Source organism: Stenotrophomonas sp. PS02289, assembly GCF_029960115.1.
In the GTDB taxonomy this organism is placed as follows: Bacteria; Pseudomonadota; Gammaproteobacteria; order Xanthomonadales; family Xanthomonadaceae; genus Stenotrophomonas.
In genome coordinates, this window is record NZ_JASCOZ010000051.1 from 10560 (window position 1) to 26950 (window position 16391).

Here is a 16391-nt window from a genome sequence, read left to right on the forward strand (position 1 = left end):
CCATGGCCAAGATCGTAGTGACCGGCGGCGCGCCGCTGCACGGTGAAGTGAACATTTCCGGCGCCAAGAACGCCGTTCTCCCCATCCTCTGCGCCACCCTGCTGGCCGATGCGCCGGTGGAGATCACCAACGTGCCGCACCTGCACGACGTGGTGACCACGGTGAAGCTGCTGGGCGAACTGGGGGCCAAGGTCACCATCGACCAGGGCACGCTGTCGCGCGGTAGCGCGATCGTGGTCGACCCGCGCTCGGTGAACCAGCACGTCGCGCCGTATGAACTGGTCAAGACCATGCGCGCCTCGATCCTGGTGCTGGGTCCGCTGCTGGCCCGTCATGGCGCGGCCGAAGTGTCGCTGCCCGGCGGCTGCGCTATCGGCTCGCGCCCGGTGGATCAGCACATCAAGGGCCTGCAGGCCCTGGGTGCGGAAATCGTCGTCGAAAACGGCTTCATCAAGGCCCACGCCAAGCGTCTGAAGGGTGGCCACTTCACCTTCGACATGGTCAGCGTGACCGGCACTGAAAACGTGCTGATGGCCGCCGTGCTGGCCGAAGGCACCACCGTGCTGGACAACTGCGCGATGGAGCCGGAAGTCACCGATCTGGCGCACTGCCTGATCGCACTGGGCGCGAAGATCGAAGGCCTGGGCACCACCCGCCTGGTGATCGAAGGCGTGGAGCGTCTGAACGGCGGTCGTCATGAAGTGCTGCCCGACCGCATCGAAACCGGCACCTTCCTGGTGGCCGCGGCGATGACCGGTGGCAAGGTCACCGTCAACCGTGCGCGTCCGAACACCATGGACGCCGTGCTGGCCAAGCTGGTGGAAGCCGGTGCGACCATCGAGACCACTGAAGACAGCATCACCCTGGACATGCAGGGCAAGCGCCCGCGCGCGGTCAACCTGACCACCGCGCCGTACCCGGCGTTCCCGACCGACATGCAGGCGCAGTTCATGGCGCTCAACTGTGTGGCGGACGGCGTGGGCGTGATCAACGAAACCATCTTCGAAAACCGCTTCATGCACGTCAACGAGCTGCTGCGCCTGGGCGCGGACATCCAGGTCGAGGGCCACACCGCCATCGTGCGTGGCTCGGAACAGCTCAGCGGTGCGCCGGTGATGGCCACCGACCTGCGCGCGTCGGCGTCGCTGATCCTGGCCGGCCTGATGGCCAAGGGGGACACCACCATCGACCGCATCTACCACCTGGACCGCGGCTACGAGAACATCGAAGAGAAGCTCTCGGCGCTGGGTGCCACCATCCGGCGTACCGCATGATCCTGCGCGGCCAGTTCACCCGCCGCCGCAAGGCGCTGCTGATCCTGGTGCTGGTGGTGCTGGGCTGGCTGGGCTATGCCTGGTATGCCGACATCGCCATCACCCAGGGCCTGGAACAGCAGGACATGGACTGGAACGGTGATGGCACGGTCAGTCGCACGGAAGTGCTGCAGGCGTTCTACGCGGTGGGAGTGAAGACCACCGATGAAGGCAACCGGTACTGCAAGGCCTTCTACTGGCGAAGCAGTGGCGAGCAGATCCGGGTCGATTGCCGGACGGTGTTTGGCGATGCCAAGCCGGAATGAAAAAACGCCCGCGATGCGGGCGTTTTTTTCATCATTTGAAATTGCGGATGGTCAGGTCCAACGCGTCCTTGCCACCCTCGCGCTGCAGCAGGCGCACCGGTACCGGCAGCTCCTTCACCACCCACGCAATCTGCTCCTTGTTGCCATCCACGCGCGACACCTTGGTGGCGTCGTAGGTTTTACCGGCGACGGTGATCTGTTCCTTGCCGACGGTCTTGTAGGTCAGCGATTTGATCCGCCCCTCGTCGACCATGCGGTAGGTCAGCGGCTTGCCATCGGCGAAGTCGCGGGCGATGGCCAGGTTGATCAGCAGCGCATCCATGTCGCCGGTCTTCAGCGCCACCGGGCCGGCACGATCCGGCTTGATGTCGCCCTTCCAGGTCGCCTGCTTCTTGGTCCAGTCATACGTGGCATCGACGTTGCGCTTCTTCACCAGCAGCATCGAGCGGTCGTTGCTGGTCAGCGGGCGCAGCTTGCCGCCGGTCTCGTCAAAGACCGTGTTCTGGCTCAGCGTGGCCAGCTGGTTGCTGACGTTGAGGCTGTACTGCCACTTGTTGCCGTCGACCTTGCTCAGGGTCATCTTGCCCGGAGCCTGCACGCCCATGTAATTGGCCTGGTAGTCGGCCGTGAACGGCTCCAACGCCATGGCGGGCAGGCTGGTCAGGGCCAGCGCACCTGCGGCGATCCAGGTCAGGGGACGGTTGAGAACGGTCATGCTCACACTCCTTGGTATTCGATCAGGCGCAGGTCGATTCGATCCTCGCCATCTTCGCGTTGCAGGATACGCACCGGGGTGGGAACCCCGTTGGCGACCCAGAGAATGGTTTCATCGTTGCCGCCGTTGGTGCGAAACACCCGCAGCGCGTTGTAGGACAGTTCGCCGACCTGGACGTTCTCGGTGTCCGGTGCGGCCTGGTAGTCGTGCTGGCGCACCCGGCCCACATCGACGTAGCGGTAGTTCATCTGCGCACCCGGGCGGGCATCGCGCATGATCGCCAGATTGATCAGCAGCGCGCTCTGGTCACCCGGCTGCAGCGGAATCGGTTGGGTGCGTTCCTTCTTCAGGTCGCCCACCCACTGCGCGGTGCCGGCTTGCCAGTTGTAGGTGCCGGTGACTTTCTTGCCCAGGAACAGGCCCTTGCGCACGGTGGCCTGGCTGAGCGGCACGTAGACGTCGCCCTGCTTCTCGAACACGGTGCTCTGTTCCAGGTTCAGCCCCAGCACGCTGGCAAAGCCGCGCCGGCCGACCACCTGCATGTCCACCCGCCACTGCGCACCACCGGTATGGGTGACGCGCATCGTCGCGTCACCGGCTTCCTTGCCCTTGTACAGGGCCTGGTAGGTCGCGGTGAACGGTTCCAGCGGCGGTGCTTCCCAGGCCAGTGCCGGCAACATCGGCGGGGCCGGTTCGGCAGGCGGCGCAGGCAGGGCCGGCGGTTCCTGTGCGGCAGCCACGGCCACGGTGCACAGCAGCGCACCGAGCAGCAGCACGGGTTTGAACAGCACCTTGGAAGAGGACGTTCTCATGCGGGCGCACAAACGAAGGAGGGGGGAGGATGCCAGCGTCGAGGTCAGCAGCGCGTGTGCGCCTGAACCTGGGCGTTCAGTTCTCCGGCGCAATCTAGGCGCAGCGGACTGAACAGGGGGTGGCCGTCCACCTGGAGCTGACCGTGGCGTTCAGCCACGCGACCGGCCACCAGCCAGCGCAGGCTGGCGATCAGCAGCGGGTGTTCCACCGCCAGCACGCGCTGCGCCAGCATTTCGGGGGTGTCGCCCGCCTCCACCGGTACCCGCGCCTGGGCCAGCACGGTGCCGGCGTCCAGTTCCGGCACCACGAAGTGCACGCTGGCTCCGGCCTCGGCATCGCCGGCTTCCAGCGCCCGGGCATGCGTATGCAGGCCCTTGTACTTTGGCAGCAGCGAAGGATGAATGTTGATCAGGCGGCCGGCAAATCGCTGCACGAAGGCTTCGCCCAGAATGCGCATGTAGCCGGCGCAGACGATCCAGTCCGGCGCAAAGCCGGCCAGCGCATCACCCAGCGCGGCGTCGAACGCGGCACGATCAGCGAATTCCTTCGGTGAACGCGCCCAGCGTCGTTCCGGGCCGACCTTCAGCAGCGCCGAGGCGTCGGGCTTGTCGGACAGCACGGCCACCACTTCGGCATCCAGCATGCCGGCGGCAATGGCGTCGACGATGGCCTGCAGGTTGCTGCCCCGCCCGGAGGCCAGCACGGCAATACGGGCGGTCATGCGACGACGGTGCTCCCCGGCGGCGCGAAGGCGGTTTTGACTTCCGGCTTGAGCAGCACGATCAGAGCGTAGACGCAGAGCGCAATGCCCAGCGCGCCAATGCAACAGGCCGCGCCGGCACCCGCGAGGCACAGTCTGTGCCCATAGCGCAGGGTCAGGTTCCTGGCAGTTGAAAAACTGAGCGCGAACAATGCCCCGTAAAACACCGCGGCGGTGACGAATACAGCCGCCAGCAGAACCGGTTGCGCGGCAGGGTTGCTGCTCTTCATTTCGCCGGTGTAACCCCCAATCGCTGCCAGCAGCAGCACGACCGATATCGCCAGTTGGATCCCGCCTGCCACGTAGAACAGGATCTTCAACGTATGCAGGTGCGAGTTGATCTGGATGGGGCTCCAGACGCCCGGCGGCGTCACCGGGCCGCGCGGGCCATTGAGCGGGGGAGGCGTAGCGGCCATGGCGATCTCAGGAGTGAACGGAAGCAGGAGCGTCGAACGCGGCTTTCACCGAAGGCCGCAGCAGTACGACCAGGGTGAACACACCCAGCACCGTGCCGAAGGGCATGAACATGCACAGGAATGCGGCCACCACCAGGCACAAGGTATGGCGACGACGCGCGGACAGGCAGCGTCCGGCATACACGGTGAAAGCGGCGAGGGTCAGACCAGCCAGAATGAACAACCCGCCGAGGGCCACGAACACCCAGCCGACCATGCGCCCATCTTCGGCTGGGTTGCCGTTGGAATCGTTCATCGGCATCGCGCCGGTGATCACACCGATGCCGATGGCCACATGGATCAGCGGAAACAACGAGAACAGCGCGGTAATGCCACCGACTACGTAATGGAAGATCGACAGCAATCGCAGGTGGTTGGCGTCTTCCACGCTCAGGCTTGGAAGGGACGGGGGCTGATGGCTCATGAGGGGCTCCGTCCGAACGCGGCTTTCACCGGCGGCCGTGTCAGTTGAATGATGTTGAGCAGGCCTACAATCAGCACAGGTCCCCCCAGCAACGTGGCGGCGCTTGCCAGCAGGCAGAGCACGTAGCCTTGGCGGCGAGCCAGGCATACGCCAGCGAAGAGGAGCGCGAGTCCAGCAACGCCCGGAATCGCGGTGAGCAGGTAGGTCAACACGGCCGGTGGCTGCACTTCGGCAGGCAGGTCGGCAAACATCCCGTTGACGATGAACCACGACGGGATCATCCACAGCAGGCACAGCGCACCCGCGCCAAAATTCACCCAGGGCAGCCAGCGCGGTACCCCCGATGTAGCCGAAGGAACATCGGGGGACTTGGGAAGCGGAGGTATCGAAGCATCCATGCAGTTCTCCTTCGCGGCTCAGCCGATGTGCACGCGCTCGGCACCGGTGGCCGGTACCACCTGACCGATGGTCCAGTGGTCCAGGCCCTGTGCCTTGACGGCAGCGGACACGGCGTCGGCCTGGTCGGCGGGGACGATCAGCACGAAGCCGATGCCGCAGTTGAAGGTGCGCCACATTTCACTGTCGGCGACCGCGCCTTCCTTCTGCAGCCACTGGAACACCGGCGGCAGGGTCCAGGACGAGGCCTGGATGTCCAGGCCGAGGCCTTCGGGCACCACGCGGATGATGTTCTCGGTCAGGCCGCCACCGGTGATGTGGGCCATGCCATGGATGGCGGCGCCGTGCGACTTCAGCAACGACAGGATCGGCTTGACGTACAGGCGGGTCGGGGCCATCAGCGCGTCCACCAGCTTGACCCCGCCTTCCAGCTCCAGGTCGGCCGGGCGGCCGGCGCGGTCATAGATGCGGCGGACCAGCGAGTAGCCATTGGAGTGCGGGCCGGAGGAGGCGATGCCGATCAGCACGTCGCCGGCGGTCACGCTGGCTCCGTCCTTCAGCTCGCTCTTTTCGACCGCGGCCACGGTGAAGCCGGCCAGGTCGTATTCGCCGGGGGCATACATGTCGGGCATTTCAGCGGTTTCGCCGCCGATCAGGGCGCAGCCGGCCTCGGTGCAGCCGTTGGCGATACCGCCCACGACCGCTGCGGCGGTGTCGATGTCCAGCTTGCCGGTGGCGAAATAGTCCAGGAAGAACAGCGGCTCGGCACCCTGCACCAGCACGTCGTTGACGCACATGGCGACCAGATCGATGCCGATCGTATCGTGGCGGTTCAGCTGGTGGGCCAGCTTCAGCTTGGTGCCGACGCCGTCGGTGCCGGACACCAGCACCGGCTCGCGGTACTTGTTGGACAGGTCGAACAGCGCGCCGAACCCGCCCAGGCCGCCCATCACTTCGGGCCGGAAACTGCGCTTCACCAAGGGCTTGATCCGCTCGACCAGTTCGTTGCCCGCGTCGATGTCGACGCCGGCGTCGCGGTAGGTGAGGGGGGCGGGGGAAGACGGGGTCTGGGTCACGGGCGTCGGGCTGCGCTGGAGTGAAAGCGGGATTTTAACAGGCCACGTTGGCGCGCAGGCCCTATTCGGGCAACAATTCCCCCCGGATACGCTCAATGGAAGACCTGATGCGCCGCAGCCTCATTCTCACGATGTTCCTCGCGCTGTGCCTGCCAGTGGCCACGATGGCCCAGAGCGGCATGCGCACCGAAGGCGACGTGGCCAGTGCCACCGGGGCCTACGAGGCCGAAGTACCGGTCAACAGCCAGTCCGATGCTGACCGCACCGGGGCCCTCGCGCGCGCGCTGGGCAACGTGCTGGCCAAGCTGTCGGGCGACCGCAGCGTGATGACCCGCCCCGGCGTGGTGCAGGCGCTGCGCGGGGCCAAGGACTACGTGGAAAGCTATGACTACCGCCAGGACCAGAGCACCTCGGCCACGGGCGCGCCGAGCTACCGCACCATGCTGGTGGCCCGGTTCCGCCAGGACGACGTGGATGGACTGATTTCCGCGCTGGGCCTGCCGCTGTGGCCGCAGCCGCGACCCAAGCCGGTGATCTGGCTGGCCATCGACGATGGCAGCGGCCCGCGTCTGGTGACGGTGCAGCAGGCCAACGCCGCCCGCCCGCTGCTGAACCGCGCCGTGGAACGCGGCTACAAGCTGGGCCTGCCGACCGGCAGCGCGGCTGAACAGGCGCTGGTCGGGGCCATCTGGCGCCAGGACACCGCTTCGGTGGCGCGCGCCTCGGCCCGCTATGCCCCGCCGATGCAGTTGGTGGGCAAGCTGTACCGCGACAAGGCCGGCGGCTGGATCGCCGACTGGGTGTTCGTGGACGGCGGCCGTGAGCTGAACAAGTGGACCACCAAGGATTCCGACGCCCGCCGTGCGATGGCCGGTGGTGCAGATGGCACCGCCGACGCGCTGGTGAAGCGCTACGCCAAGGCAGGCGCGGCGACGGGTGCGGCCGGTACCTACACGATTGCAGTGATCGGCCTGGACAGCGCCGAGGACTACATGCGCCTGGCGGCCGGCCTGCGTGAGAACCCGGTGGTGCGCAACATCACGCCGCTGCGGGCTTCGGGCAACCGCCTGGAACTGGCACTGGACATGACCACCGGCCTGTCCGGCCTGAACCGCATGCTGGGCGAGAACGGCGTGATCGTGCCGCTGGCTCCGCTGCCGGTGCCGATTGACGAGAACGATGCCGGCACCCTGCCGCCGCCCCCCGCCAGCAACGAGTACCGCCTGCGATGATCCTGACACCGGAAGCCGAGATCGCCCAGTTCCTGCGACGCGTCAAATATGTCCTGCTGGCCCTGGCCATCGGCTGGGTGATCGCGCTGCTGGCCCCGATCCTGACCCCGTTCGTGCTGGCGCTGGCGCTGGCCTGGCTGGGCGACCCGCTGGTCGACCGGATCGAGGCCACCGGCCGCTCGCGCAACACCGGCGTGGTGCTGGTGTTCGTGGCGATGGTGCTGGTGATCACCGCGCTGCTGCTGATCCTGGTGCCGATGATCGAGCGCCAGATCGCCACCTTGATCACCGCCGTTCCGCAGGCGCAGGCCTGGCTGATGCAGACCGGCATTCCGTGGTTCGAGCAGAAGACCGGGCTGGAAGTCATGCAGTGGATGGACCCGGACCGGCTGATCGACTGGGTGCGCAGCCACTGGCAGCAGGCCGGCGGCTTCGCCAAGACCTTCTTCGGTTATGTGTCGCGCTCGGGCTTTGCGATGGTGACCTGGGTGGTCAACATCCTGCTGCTGCCGATCCTGGCGTTCTATTTCCTGCGCGACTGGGACAAGCTGGTGGAGCGGGTGGCCTCGACCATTCCGCGCAACCACATCGGCACGATCAGCAAGCTGGCGCGTGAATCCAACGAAGTGCTGGGCGCGTTCATCCGCGGCCAGTTCCTGGTGATGATCGCGCTGGGTGTGATCTACGCGGCGGGCCTGTCGCTGGTGGGCCTGAAGCTGGGTCTGCTGATCGGCCTGGTGGCGGGTCTGATCAGTTTCATTCCGTACCTGGGCGCGACGACCGGCATCGTGATGGCGGTGGTGGCGGCGCTGGTGCAGTCGCAGGGCTTTGATCTGAAGCTGCTGATCCTGGTGGGCGTGGTGTTCACCGTGGGCCAGCTGCTGGAAAGCTATGTGCTGACCCCGCGCATCGTGGGTGACAAGATCGGTCTGCATCCGGTCGCGGTGATTTTCGCGGTGATGGCCGGTGGCCAGTTGTTCGGCTTCCTGGGCATGCTGCTGGCGCTGCCGGTGGCGGCGGTGAGCAACGTGCTGCTGCGCTATGCACACCAGCGCTACCGCGAGAGCGAGCTGTATGTGGGCGAGACGGCGATCGCGCTGGATTCGTACATCGACCGCCGCGCGGACACGATCGTGGTGCCGAAGGACCCCGACCTGAAGTGAGCATGGTGCCGCAGCTGCCGCTTGCCCTGCGCTACCCGCAGGACGAGCGCCTGGAAACCTTCATCGGCGCGCCGGACGGCGCGCTGGCGCAGCTGCGCGCGATTGCAGTGGGGGCGGCACACGACTGGGTGTACCTGGAAGGCGCGGCGGGCACGGGCAAGACCCACCAGGCGCTGGCGATGTGTTCGCTGGCGCAGCAGGCGGGGCGGCAGCCGACCTATCTGCCGCTGAAGGCGGTGGCGGGACGCGTGCGGGCGGCACTGGAGTCGCTGGAAGGGCGCGACCTGGTCACCCTGGACGGGCTGGACGCGATCGCGGGCAACCGCGAGGACGAGGTGGCGCTGTTCGATTTCCACAACCGGGCGCGCACGACGGGCATCACCCTGATGTACACGGCGCAGCATGCGCCGGACCTGCTGGGGCTGGTGTTGCCGGACCTGCGCTCACGCCTGCAGCAGTGCGTGCGGGTGGTACTGCAGCCGCTGGACGACGAGGGCCGCGCCGCAGTGCTGCGCGAGCGCGCGGTGCGACGCGGACTGAGCATCGACGAGGCCTCGATCGAATGGCTGCTGACCCGCACCGGTCGCGAACTGGGCAGCCTGGTGAGCCTGCTGGACTGGCTGGACCGCGAATCGATGGCGGCGCAACGCCGCATCACCGTGCCGTTCCTGCGGCAGGTCGTCGAGGACGGAGCTGCGCGGCTGTGATTGCGCGTACGGCCCCCGACTATGTGTCGGTGGCCATGGGAACACCGGTAGCGCCGGCCGTTGGCCGGCCCAAGCGGTCCGTGACCAACATCACCCCAATTCGGCGTCCAAGGCCGCCAGACGCTCTGGCGTGCCCACATCCGTCCATTTGCCGCGATGGTGCTGTCCGCTCACGCGCCCACGCGACATCGCATGCCGCATCAACGGCGCCAACCCAAACTGCGGCGGCTGGGCAGCGGCTCCCTCGGTATCCCCAATCACTGCGCGCCATCCCTCAATGATCGCCGGGCAATAGACGCCGACTCCGGCATACGTCAGCCGAGGCGCATCGCCCTCATTGCTGACCTGTCCGTCGGGTTGCAGGACGAAATCACCACGCGGGTGCTGGACCGGATTGTCGACCAGCACCAGATGCGCATCGCCATGCGGCTGTTTCGGCAGCGCTGCGAAATCCACATCCGTCCAGACGTCGCCGTTGACGACGAGGAAGGGGGCATCGCCGAGCACCGGCAAGGCATTGAGAATGCCGCCACCGGTTTCCAGCGGCACCGGGCCTTCGTCAATGTAGTGCAGCTTCACTCCCCAGCGACTGCCATCGCCGAGCGCGGGTTTGAACTGATCGCCCAGCCACGAGGTGTTGATCACCACCTCATCAATGCCGGCAGCGGCGAGGCGTTCGAGATGCCACACGATCAGCGGCTTGCCACCGGCCACCAGCAGCGGCTTGGGCGTGTGAAGGGTGAGCGGACGCATGCGCTCGCCCTTGCCGGCGGAGAAGATGATCGCCTTCATGCGCGTTCGGCCATGGCGGGCTTGATGCGTTCCTGCAGCAGTTGCTGCAGACCGGCCAGTTCGGGGTGGCGCGGCAGCACTTCGTCCAGGTACTGGATGAAGCGTGGCGCGTCTTCGAAGTAGTGACCCTTGCCGTCGCGATCACGCAGACGCACGAAGATGCCGAGGATCTTCAGGTGGCGCTGGATGCCCATCCAGTCGGCATCACGCAGGAACTGCGGCCAGGGTCGCACGGGTAAGCCAGCGGCCAGCGCTTTGGCGTGATAACGGGCGAGCCACGCATCCACACGCTCCAGTGGCCAGCTCAGGAAGGCATCCTTGAACAGGCTGACCGGGTCGTAGGCGATGGGGCCGCGTACCAGGTCCTGGAAATCGAGGACGGCCGGGCCGCCGTCCACCGGCATCAGGTTGCGCGGCATGAAGTCGCGATGCGTCAGCACCTGCGGTTGTTGCAGGGCGTTGTCCATCAACCGGCGCTGGGCCAGCTGCAGGGCTTCGACTTCGCCGCAGTCCAACTGCAGGCCGAGATGACGCTGCAGGAACCATTCGTCGAAGAGGCCGGCATCGCGCTGCAGCAGGGCTTCGCCGAAGACGCCGAAGTCGTCGGGTACGGGAATCGACTGCAGCCGGATCAGCTGATCGAACGCCGCGTCGAACCACGCATCGGCAGTTTCGTCGGAGATGGCGCGGGCGAGGGTGGGGCCGCCGAGGTCTTCCAGCAGCAGGAAACCCTGCGCTTCATCGCGGGCCAGCACCTTTGGCACGCGCACACCGTGCGGTTCCAGCAGGTCGTGCATGCGCAGCCACGGGCGCACGTCTTCCAGCCCGGGCGGCGAGTCCATGACGATATGGCTGCCGCGCGCGCTGGTGGCACGCCAGTAGCTGCGGAAACCGGCATCGACCGAGGCGCGGTCGAGCTGGGTGGTGTCATCGGCCAGCGCGGAGCGGGCCCAGTGCAGCCGCAGCGCGGTGCGCTGCGGATCGGAAGCAGGATCGTTCATGGAGAGTGCGAAGTGAAAGGGTCAGCGCTTGCCGCCGCTGAAGAGGCGCAGCACGGCGAGCACGGCAATGGCACCGAGGGTGGCACCGATGAAGCCAGCCGGTTCGCCGGCGGCGTACCAGCCCATGTATTGGCCGAACCAGCCGGCGACCAGTGCGCCGACGATGCCGAGCACGATGGTCAGCAGGCAACCCATGCGGTTGTTGCCGGGCATGAAGAAACGCCCGAACAGGCCGACGAAGAAACCGACCAGAATGATGTAGAGCCAGCTGGTGCTGCCGAACAGTCCGTCCATCGTGCGGTTTCCTGCGGAAGATGGACGCAGCCTATCAAAAGGCCGCGTCCCGTAGAGCCAGGCTCAGCCCGGCTCCTCATCGCGTATCAGCAGCAGCCGTGGCCGCCGTGACGGGTACCACTGTCGGCGGCCACCGGCGAACCACTGGTTTCGCCGCGCAGGCTGGCCGCATGGTGTTCGCTGATCACCTTCGACACGCAGGCGGTGACCCGCTTGCCCATCGGGATGTGCAGGAACTCGTTCGGGCCGTGGGCGTTGGAGTGCGGGCCGAGCACGCCGGTGATCATGAACTGTGCACCGGGGAACTTCTCGCCGAGCATGCCCATGAACGGAATCGAGCCGCCTTCGCCCATGTACATCGCCGGCTTGCCGAAGAAGGTCTGGCTGGCGTCATCGATGGCCTGGGTCAGCCACGGCGCCATGGCCGGAGCGTTCCAGCCCGACGAGGCCTTTTCCAGGTCCAGCTTTACTTCCGCGCCATTCGGCGGGTCGCGCAGCAGGGCCTGCTTGAGCAGTTCGCCACAGGCCTTGCCGTCGGCGGTCGGCGGCAGGCGCAGCGACAGCTTCACGGCGGTATGCGGACGCAGCACGTTGCCGGCCGAGGCCAGCGGCGGCATGCCGTCCACGCCGGTGACCGACAGCGCCGGACGCCAGGTGCGGTTGAGCACCAGCTCGGACAGGTCGTCGGCCATCGGCTTGAGGCCGTCCACCAGCGGGAACTTGTCGAAGATCGCGGTATCCACCACTTCCGCAGCGCGCTTGGCCTGTTCCAGGCGCTCGGCCGGGATTTCGACGTGCATGCCGTCGATCAGGATGCGACCGGTGTTTTCGTCTTCGATGCGCGACAGCAGCTGGCGCAGCAGGCGGAAGCTGGACGGCACCACGCCGGAGGCATCACCGGAGTGCACGCCTTCGTTGAGCACCTTCACCGAGAAGTTGCCGCCGGTCAGGCCGCGCAGCGAGGTGGTGCACCACAGCTGGTCGTAGTTGGCGCAGCCCGAGTCCAGGCACACCACCAGCGACGGCTTGCCGATGCGGTCGGCCAGGTGGTCCACGTAGGCCGGCAGGTCGTAGCTGCCCGATTCTTCGCAGGCTTCGATGAGCACCACGCAGCGCGCGTGCGGCAGGCCCTGTTCCTGCAGTGCCAGCACGGCGGCCAGCGAACCGAAGATGGCATAACCGTCATCCGCGCCGCCGCGACCGTACAGCTTGTCGCCACGCAGCACCGGCACCCAGGGGCCCAGGTCGTCGTCCCAGCCGGTCATTTCCGGCTGCTTGTCCAGGTGGCCGTACAGCAGGATGGTGTCGTCGCCGGTTTCCGGGCCGGTGGCCGGAATTTCCAGGAGGATCAGCGGCGTGCGGCCTTCCAGGCGCACCACCTCCACCTGCAGCCCCGGCAGCTTCTGGGCCTTGGCCCAGTTTTCCATCAGGGTGACCGCCTGTTCCATGTAGCCATTGGCCACCCAATTGGCGTCGAACATCGGCGATTTGTTGGGAATGCGGATGTATTCGACCAATTGCGGGACGATCTCGTCGTCCCACTTGTCACTGACGTATTGGCCGAGTTTGGCGCTGTCCATCTGAAGCTCCGAATGCATGGGTCTAGTCCCCCCATTCTACGCCTGCCACCCGTGTAGGAATTTTCCTACACCACATCGGGTATTTGGCCGGCTGTGTGAAGGCAATGTGGACGATAGGATGGCTGCATGTGGCGGGGCACACTCGCAGCACCGACGGGATAAGCCGGTTGCTACCGGTGCCGGGCCACAGGGAGCTACACGGTGGGGCTTTGGAGATCGTGTAACGCACTCGTGCTGGGGTTGTTGTTGAGCGGCGCTGCCTGGACGGCAGAGCGGGTCAACATCAATACCGCCGATGCGGTGGCGCTGGAACAGGGACTGACGAACGTGGGGCCGGTCAAGGCCCAGGCGATCGTCACATACCGGCGCCAACACGGACCCTTCCTGCGGGTCGAGGATCTGACCCGGGTGAAGGGGATAGGGACAGCAACAGTCGAACGGAACCGACAGCGGATGACGGTGGGCACCAGGCAGGCACCCACAGCGGCACCGTCCAGGCAGGACGTGCCGGCACCCGTACCAAGGCGCTGACGTAGGGGATTACAAGGGGATTGGTCGCGACAGGCAGGATGCCCGTCAACGGTGATCGCGGCAGGACGCCACGATCGCCCCGACAGCCGCAGGGACGAGGCACGCACGGACGCTGCGACCAGGGAATGGCGCGGTTCCATCCGGAGGATGGTTCCAGACCCGGGAAGGGTTTATTGGCGGATATACGGCCGAGTGCAGGGAGCATGGCCGGCACCCATTCTGGGCAGGATGCACAGGGGGAAGGCGGGAAGCCGACACGGATGTACCTGATTGCCCGGTCTACACAGGAAGTGTGGCCGGGCAATTTTTTTGCATTGCGTTCAGACGCGCATGCTAGCGTGGCATCAGACTTCAAGGATCGACCCGATGATTGCACGCCGCACGTTCATCAACGCCTCGCTGGGAATGCTCGCGCTCGCCGCCGTACCGGCGTTTGCCGCGGCACCCGTCACGCCGGAATCGCCGCGCGGCCCGACCGACCTCAAACCCGGTGAATATCTCTGGCATCCCGAAATTTCCCCGGCCGGTCCGATCGTGCTGGTGGTCAGCCTGGATGAGCAGCGTGCCTACGTGTACCGCAACGGGATCGCCATCGGTCTGAGCACCATCAGCTCCGGCAAGCCGGGGCATGAAACGCCCACCGGGGTGTTCACCATTCTGCAGAAGGACAAGGATCACAAGTCCAACCTCTACAACAGCGCGCCGATGCCTTACATGCAGCGGCTGACCTGGGACGGCATCGCGCTGCACGGCGGCAACCTGCCGGGTCATCCAGCCTCGCATGGCTGTGTGCGCCTGCCGCAGGCGTTCGCGCAGAAGCTGTTCGGTGAAACCAAGCGCGGCGACACCGTGGTGGTGGCCGACGCCAAGAGCGCGCCGATGAGCCTGGCCTATCCGGCGGTGCTGGCCCCGGTGAACAGCATCGGCAAGCCGTTGCCGGAAACCACCGACGCGCCCGACCACTACTGGAATGATGCGGCCGCACCGAGCGGGCAGGTCGGCATTCTGGTCAGCCTGCACGACCAGCGCCTGTACGTGCTGCGCGATGGCGTGCTGATCGGCGAATCGCGCTTGCATGCCAAGGCCTTGCCGGCCTTCGAGGGCACCACGCTGTTTGTGATGCAGCAGGGCTTCGCCGAAACGCCGAGTCCGTTGGATGCCACCCAGAAACTGCATCGCTGGACCGCCTATCCATTGCTGGGCCAGAGCGCTGGCAATGCCAGCCCGGATCTGCTGGCCACGCCCAGCCTGCCGATGGCATTGCCGCCGGCCTTCGCCGAGCAGCTGTACAAGGCGCTGGTGCCCGGTACCACGCTGCTGGTGACCAGCCTGCCGGCGGTGCGCCCGGTGGCGGATGAACAGAACCTGCAGCCGGTGTTGGAATCTGACGCGGGCGCGCCCACGTTGTAGGGATGTCTTCGCGCCTGCCCTTGTCGTTGTTGCTGAGCGGACTGGTATTGGCCGGACCGGCCGCTGCCGAACCCGGTAGCGCCGGCCGTTGGCCGGCCCAGGCGGTGCCGAAAGCCGGGCAGAGCCCGGCTCTACTGGCGGAGGCCCTCGCACGCGCCGCCCCCGCGGCCGACCGCAAGGTCCTGCAACTGGCCACCACAGCCCTGCAATGCGCCCTGCGCCAGCCCAATTCGGCGGTCGATCCCACGCGGCTCGCCGTGATCGATTACTCGCGCCCTTCCACCGAACAGCGGTTGTGGGTGTTCGATGTCACCCAGCAGAAACTCCTGTACCAGGAATGGGTGGCGCATGGTCGCAACAGCGGTAGCAACCGCACCGAACGTTTCTCCAACCGTGACGGCAGTTTCATGTCCAGCCTCGGCGGCTTCACCGCGCAGGAAACCTACATGGGCGGCAATGGCTACTCGTTGCGCCTGGACGGGCTGGAGCCGGGATTCAACGACAACGCACGCGACCGCGCCATCGTCATGCATGGCGCACCTTACGTGAATCCTTCGGTGGCGCAGTTGCAGGGGCGGCTTGGCCGCAGCCTGGGCTGCCCGGCGGTGCGCCTGACGGTGGCCAAACCACTGATCAACAGTCTGCGCGGCGGCGCTTTCGTGTTTGCCTACTACCCGGACAAGGAGTGGCTGGAACACTCGCGGTTGCTGGCCCCCGATTGCGGTGGTCGCGCCGGTTGAGCGCGCGCTGCGGCACAATGGCCGCATGAGCGAATCCTCCGTGCTGGGCGCAGCGACCTGCGTCATTCCGTCCTTCGAGTACCGCCGCGAGCGCTGGCGCAACGGCCTGGGCTGGACCCGGGAGATCCTGCGCGTGCCGGACAACGACGACTGGCAGCTGCGGTTGTCCATCGCCGAGATCGAACAGGACGCGGCGTTCTCCGCGTTCCCCGGGGTGGAGCGCGAACTGGTGCTGCTGCGCGGGGAGGGCGTGCGTCTGCGCTTTGCCGATGGACGTGTGCACACCTTGCTGCCCCCGCATGATCGGCTGCGCTTCGCCGGCGAGGACGCCATCACCGGTGAGTTGATCGATGGCGTGACTCACGACTTCAACCTGATGTGGAAGCGTGATGCGCTGAAGGCCGAGCTGCTGCATCGGCCGCTGGTCGGCAGCATGTTCTTCTTTACCGAGCCGGGCACGGCGTGGGCGGTGCATCTGCTGGCCGGGCAAGCAGAGTTTGAGGGTGAGCCGGGATTGCCGCCGATGGCCGCCGGGGATACCGCGTGGTTGGCCGCCGGTGCGCGTCGACGCTATGCGTTGAGCGGCGGCGGGGAGCTGTTGGCGATCCGGGTGGACGCGTAGAGCGGGGCTTGCCCCGCTGCCGGGATACCGGGTTGGGGGGGGGGGGCCGGGCCCGCAAAAAAAAAAACCCCCCCCCCCCCCCCCCGCCGGTCAACGCGGGT

At 66.5% G+C, this 16391-nt stretch carries 20 protein-coding genes; 9 read left to right on the forward strand and 11 right to left on the reverse strand.

Annotated features, from left to right (window positions below; all coding sequences use genetic code 11):
- The first annotated feature begins 2 nt into the window (after nt 1-2).
- Both murA and QMX83_RS09350 read left to right on the forward strand, forming a co-directional pair.
- Entirely contained in the window at nt 3-1274 is a 1272-nt protein-coding gene (gene murA / locus QMX83_RS09345) for a UDP-N-acetylglucosamine 1-carboxyvinyltransferase (protein ID WP_282296352.1), read from the forward strand.
- Nucleotides 1271-1579 carry an EF-hand domain-containing protein gene (locus tag QMX83_RS09350; protein WP_282296353.1) on the forward strand — a complete coding sequence of 103 codons (309 nt, stop codon included), beginning with the start codon at nt 1271-1273 and terminating at the stop codon, nt 1577-1579. Before murA ends, QMX83_RS09350 begins: the two co-directional genes overlap by 4 nt.
- A gap of 31 nt (nt 1580-1610) precedes the next feature.
- Here the strand turns inward: QMX83_RS09350 and QMX83_RS09355 are convergent, their stop codons facing one another.
- From QMX83_RS09355 to purM, 7 genes are read right to left on the reverse strand one after another with little or no spacing between them, the layout of a single operon-like run.
- Nucleotides 1611-2294, reverse strand: a complete 684-nt coding sequence (locus QMX83_RS09355; RefSeq protein ID WP_282296354.1) for a DUF3108 domain-containing protein — start codon at nt 2292-2294, stop codon at nt 1611-1613.
- A 2-nt stretch (nt 2295-2296) separates the two neighbouring features.
- Nucleotides 2297-3106 (reverse strand): DUF3108 domain-containing protein, encoded by an 810-nt coding sequence (locus QMX83_RS09360; protein ID WP_282296355.1) that lies wholly within the window; start codon nt 3104-3106, stop codon nt 2297-2299.
- 44 nt (nt 3107-3150) lie between these two features.
- The gene (gene purN / locus QMX83_RS09365; protein WP_282296356.1) at nt 3151-3828 is read right to left on the reverse strand and encodes a phosphoribosylglycinamide formyltransferase; all 678 of its coding nucleotides are present in this window, start codon (nt 3826-3828) and stop codon (nt 3151-3153) included.
- A complete protein-coding gene (locus QMX83_RS09370) occupies nt 3825-4283 on the reverse strand; it encodes a hypothetical protein (protein WP_282296357.1) in 459 nt (152 codons plus the stop codon). The genes purN and QMX83_RS09370 overlap by 4 nt, the downstream gene beginning before the upstream one ends.
- Nucleotides 4284-4290: 7 nt before the next feature.
- Complete coding sequence (locus QMX83_RS09375) at nt 4291-4746, reverse strand: hypothetical protein (protein WP_282296358.1); 456 nt, start codon at nt 4744-4746, stop codon at nt 4291-4293.
- Entirely contained in the window at nt 4743-5144 is a 402-nt protein-coding gene (locus QMX83_RS09380; RefSeq protein ID WP_282296359.1) for a hypothetical protein, read from the reverse strand. The genes QMX83_RS09375 and QMX83_RS09380 overlap by 4 nt, the downstream gene beginning before the upstream one ends.
- 18 nt (nt 5145-5162) lie before the next feature.
- Entirely contained in the window at nt 5163-6218 is a 1056-nt protein-coding gene (gene purM, locus QMX83_RS09385; protein WP_282296360.1) for a phosphoribosylformylglycinamidine cyclo-ligase, read from the reverse strand.
- 95 nt (nt 6219-6313) lie between these two features.
- Here purM and QMX83_RS09390 point away from each other — a divergent pair, with 95 nt between their 5' ends.
- The 3 genes from QMX83_RS09390 to hda are packed head-to-tail and all read left to right on the forward strand — an operon-like array spanning nt 6314 to nt 9320.
- Nucleotides 6314-7450 (forward strand): DUF2066 domain-containing protein, encoded by a 1137-nt coding sequence (locus QMX83_RS09390; RefSeq protein ID WP_282296361.1) that lies wholly within the window; start codon nt 6314-6316, stop codon nt 7448-7450.
- Complete coding sequence (locus QMX83_RS09395; protein WP_282296362.1) at nt 7447-8613, forward strand: AI-2E family transporter; 1167 nt, start codon at nt 7447-7449, stop codon at nt 8611-8613. The genes QMX83_RS09390 and QMX83_RS09395 overlap by 4 nt, the downstream gene beginning before the upstream one ends.
- A gap of 2 nt (nt 8614-8615) precedes the next feature.
- Complete coding sequence (gene hda, locus QMX83_RS09400; protein ID WP_282296368.1) at nt 8616-9320, forward strand: DnaA regulatory inactivator Hda; 705 nt, start codon at nt 8616-8618, stop codon at nt 9318-9320.
- 90 nt (nt 9321-9410) lie between these two features.
- Here hda and murU read toward each other — a convergent pair whose 3' ends face one another.
- The 4 genes from murU to QMX83_RS09420 all read right to left on the reverse strand — a co-directional run bounded on the left by murU (nt 9411) and on the right by QMX83_RS09420 (nt 12987).
- A complete protein-coding gene (gene murU / locus QMX83_RS09405; RefSeq protein WP_282296363.1) occupies nt 9411-10112 on the reverse strand; it encodes an N-acetylmuramate alpha-1-phosphate uridylyltransferase MurU in 702 nt (233 codons plus the stop codon).
- Nucleotides 10109-11113 carry a phosphotransferase gene (locus QMX83_RS09410; RefSeq protein ID WP_282296364.1) on the reverse strand — a complete coding sequence of 335 codons (1005 nt, stop codon included), beginning with the start codon at nt 11111-11113 and terminating at the stop codon, nt 10109-10111. Before QMX83_RS09410 ends, murU begins: the two co-directional genes overlap by 4 nt.
- Before the next feature lie 21 nt (nt 11114-11134).
- Nucleotides 11135-11407, reverse strand: a complete 273-nt coding sequence (locus QMX83_RS09415) for a GlsB/YeaQ/YmgE family stress response membrane protein (protein WP_125360652.1) — start codon at nt 11405-11407, stop codon at nt 11135-11137.
- A gap of 86 nt (nt 11408-11493) precedes the next feature.
- The gene (locus QMX83_RS09420) at nt 11494-12987 is read right to left on the reverse strand and encodes a M20 family metallopeptidase (protein ID WP_282296365.1); all 1494 of its coding nucleotides are present in this window, start codon (nt 12985-12987) and stop codon (nt 11494-11496) included.
- 327 nt (nt 12988-13314) lie between these two features.
- Between QMX83_RS09420 and QMX83_RS09425 the strand changes: the two genes are divergently transcribed.
- From QMX83_RS09425 to QMX83_RS09440, 4 genes are all read left to right on the forward strand, one after another.
- Nucleotides 13315-13518 carry a helix-hairpin-helix domain-containing protein gene (locus tag QMX83_RS09425; protein ID WP_282296369.1) on the forward strand — a complete coding sequence of 68 codons (204 nt, stop codon included), beginning with the start codon at nt 13315-13317 and terminating at the stop codon, nt 13516-13518.
- A gap of 405 nt (nt 13519-13923) precedes the next feature.
- On the forward strand, nt 13924-14928 hold the full coding sequence (locus QMX83_RS09430) for a L,D-transpeptidase (RefSeq protein WP_282296370.1): 1005 nt from the start codon (nt 13924-13926) through the stop codon (nt 14926-14928).
- A gap of 2 nt (nt 14929-14930) precedes the next feature.
- On the forward strand, nt 14931-15668 hold the full coding sequence (locus QMX83_RS09435; RefSeq protein ID WP_282296366.1) for a murein L,D-transpeptidase catalytic domain family protein: 738 nt from the start codon (nt 14931-14933) through the stop codon (nt 15666-15668).
- A 25-nt stretch (nt 15669-15693) separates the two neighbouring features.
- The gene (locus tag QMX83_RS09440) at nt 15694-16290 is read left to right on the forward strand and encodes a HutD family protein (protein ID WP_282296367.1); all 597 of its coding nucleotides are present in this window, start codon (nt 15694-15696) and stop codon (nt 16288-16290) included.
- The last annotated feature ends 101 nt before the right edge of the window (nt 16291-16391 follow it).

Coding starts and splice junctions, on each gene's coding strand:
- murA (WP_282296352.1), top strand. CDS start 3: ATGGCCAAGATCGTAGTGACCGGCGGCGCGCCGCTGCACGGTGAAGTG.
- QMX83_RS09350 (WP_282296353.1), top strand. CDS start 1,271: ATGATCCTGCGCGGCCAGTTCACCCGCCGCCGCAAGGCGCTGCTGATC.
- QMX83_RS09355 (WP_282296354.1), bottom strand. CDS start 2,294: ATGACCGTTCTCAACCGTCCCCTGACCTGGATCGCCGCAGGTGCGCTG.
- QMX83_RS09360 (WP_282296355.1), bottom strand. CDS start 3,106: ATGAGAACGTCCTCTTCCAAGGTGCTGTTCAAACCCGTGCTGCTGCTC.
- purN (WP_282296356.1), bottom strand. CDS start 3,828: ATGACCGCCCGTATTGCCGTGCTGGCCTCCGGGCGGGGCAGCAACCTG.
- QMX83_RS09370 (WP_282296357.1), bottom strand. CDS start 4,283: ATGGCCGCTACGCCTCCCCCGCTCAATGGCCCGCGCGGCCCGGTGACG.
- QMX83_RS09375 (WP_282296358.1), bottom strand. CDS start 4,746: ATGAGCCATCAGCCCCCGTCCCTTCCAAGCCTGAGCGTGGAAGACGCC.
- QMX83_RS09380 (WP_282296359.1), bottom strand. CDS start 5,144: ATGGATGCTTCGATACCTCCGCTTCCCAAGTCCCCCGATGTTCCTTCG.
- QMX83_RS09390 (WP_282296361.1), top strand. CDS start 6,314: ATGGAAGACCTGATGCGCCGCAGCCTCATTCTCACGATGTTCCTCGCG.
- QMX83_RS09395 (WP_282296362.1), top strand. CDS start 7,447: ATGATCCTGACACCGGAAGCCGAGATCGCCCAGTTCCTGCGACGCGTC.
- hda (WP_282296368.1), top strand. CDS start 8,616: ATGGTGCCGCAGCTGCCGCTTGCCCTGCGCTACCCGCAGGACGAGCGC.
- murU (WP_282296363.1), bottom strand. CDS start 10,112: ATGAAGGCGATCATCTTCTCCGCCGGCAAGGGCGAGCGCATGCGTCCG.
- QMX83_RS09410 (WP_282296364.1), bottom strand. CDS start 11,113: ATGAACGATCCTGCTTCCGATCCGCAGCGCACCGCGCTGCGGCTGCAC.
- QMX83_RS09415 (WP_125360652.1), bottom strand. CDS start 11,407: ATGGACGGACTGTTCGGCAGCACCAGCTGGCTCTACATCATTCTGGTC.
- QMX83_RS09420 (WP_282296365.1), bottom strand. CDS start 12,987: ATGGACAGCGCCAAACTCGGCCAATACGTCAGTGACAAGTGGGACGAC.
- QMX83_RS09430 (WP_282296370.1), top strand. CDS start 13,924: ATGCTCGCGCTCGCCGCCGTACCGGCGTTTGCCGCGGCACCCGTCACG.
- QMX83_RS09435 (WP_282296366.1), top strand. CDS start 14,931: ATGTCTTCGCGCCTGCCCTTGTCGTTGTTGCTGAGCGGACTGGTATTG.
- QMX83_RS09440 (WP_282296367.1), top strand. CDS start 15,694: ATGAGCGAATCCTCCGTGCTGGGCGCAGCGACCTGCGTCATTCCGTCC.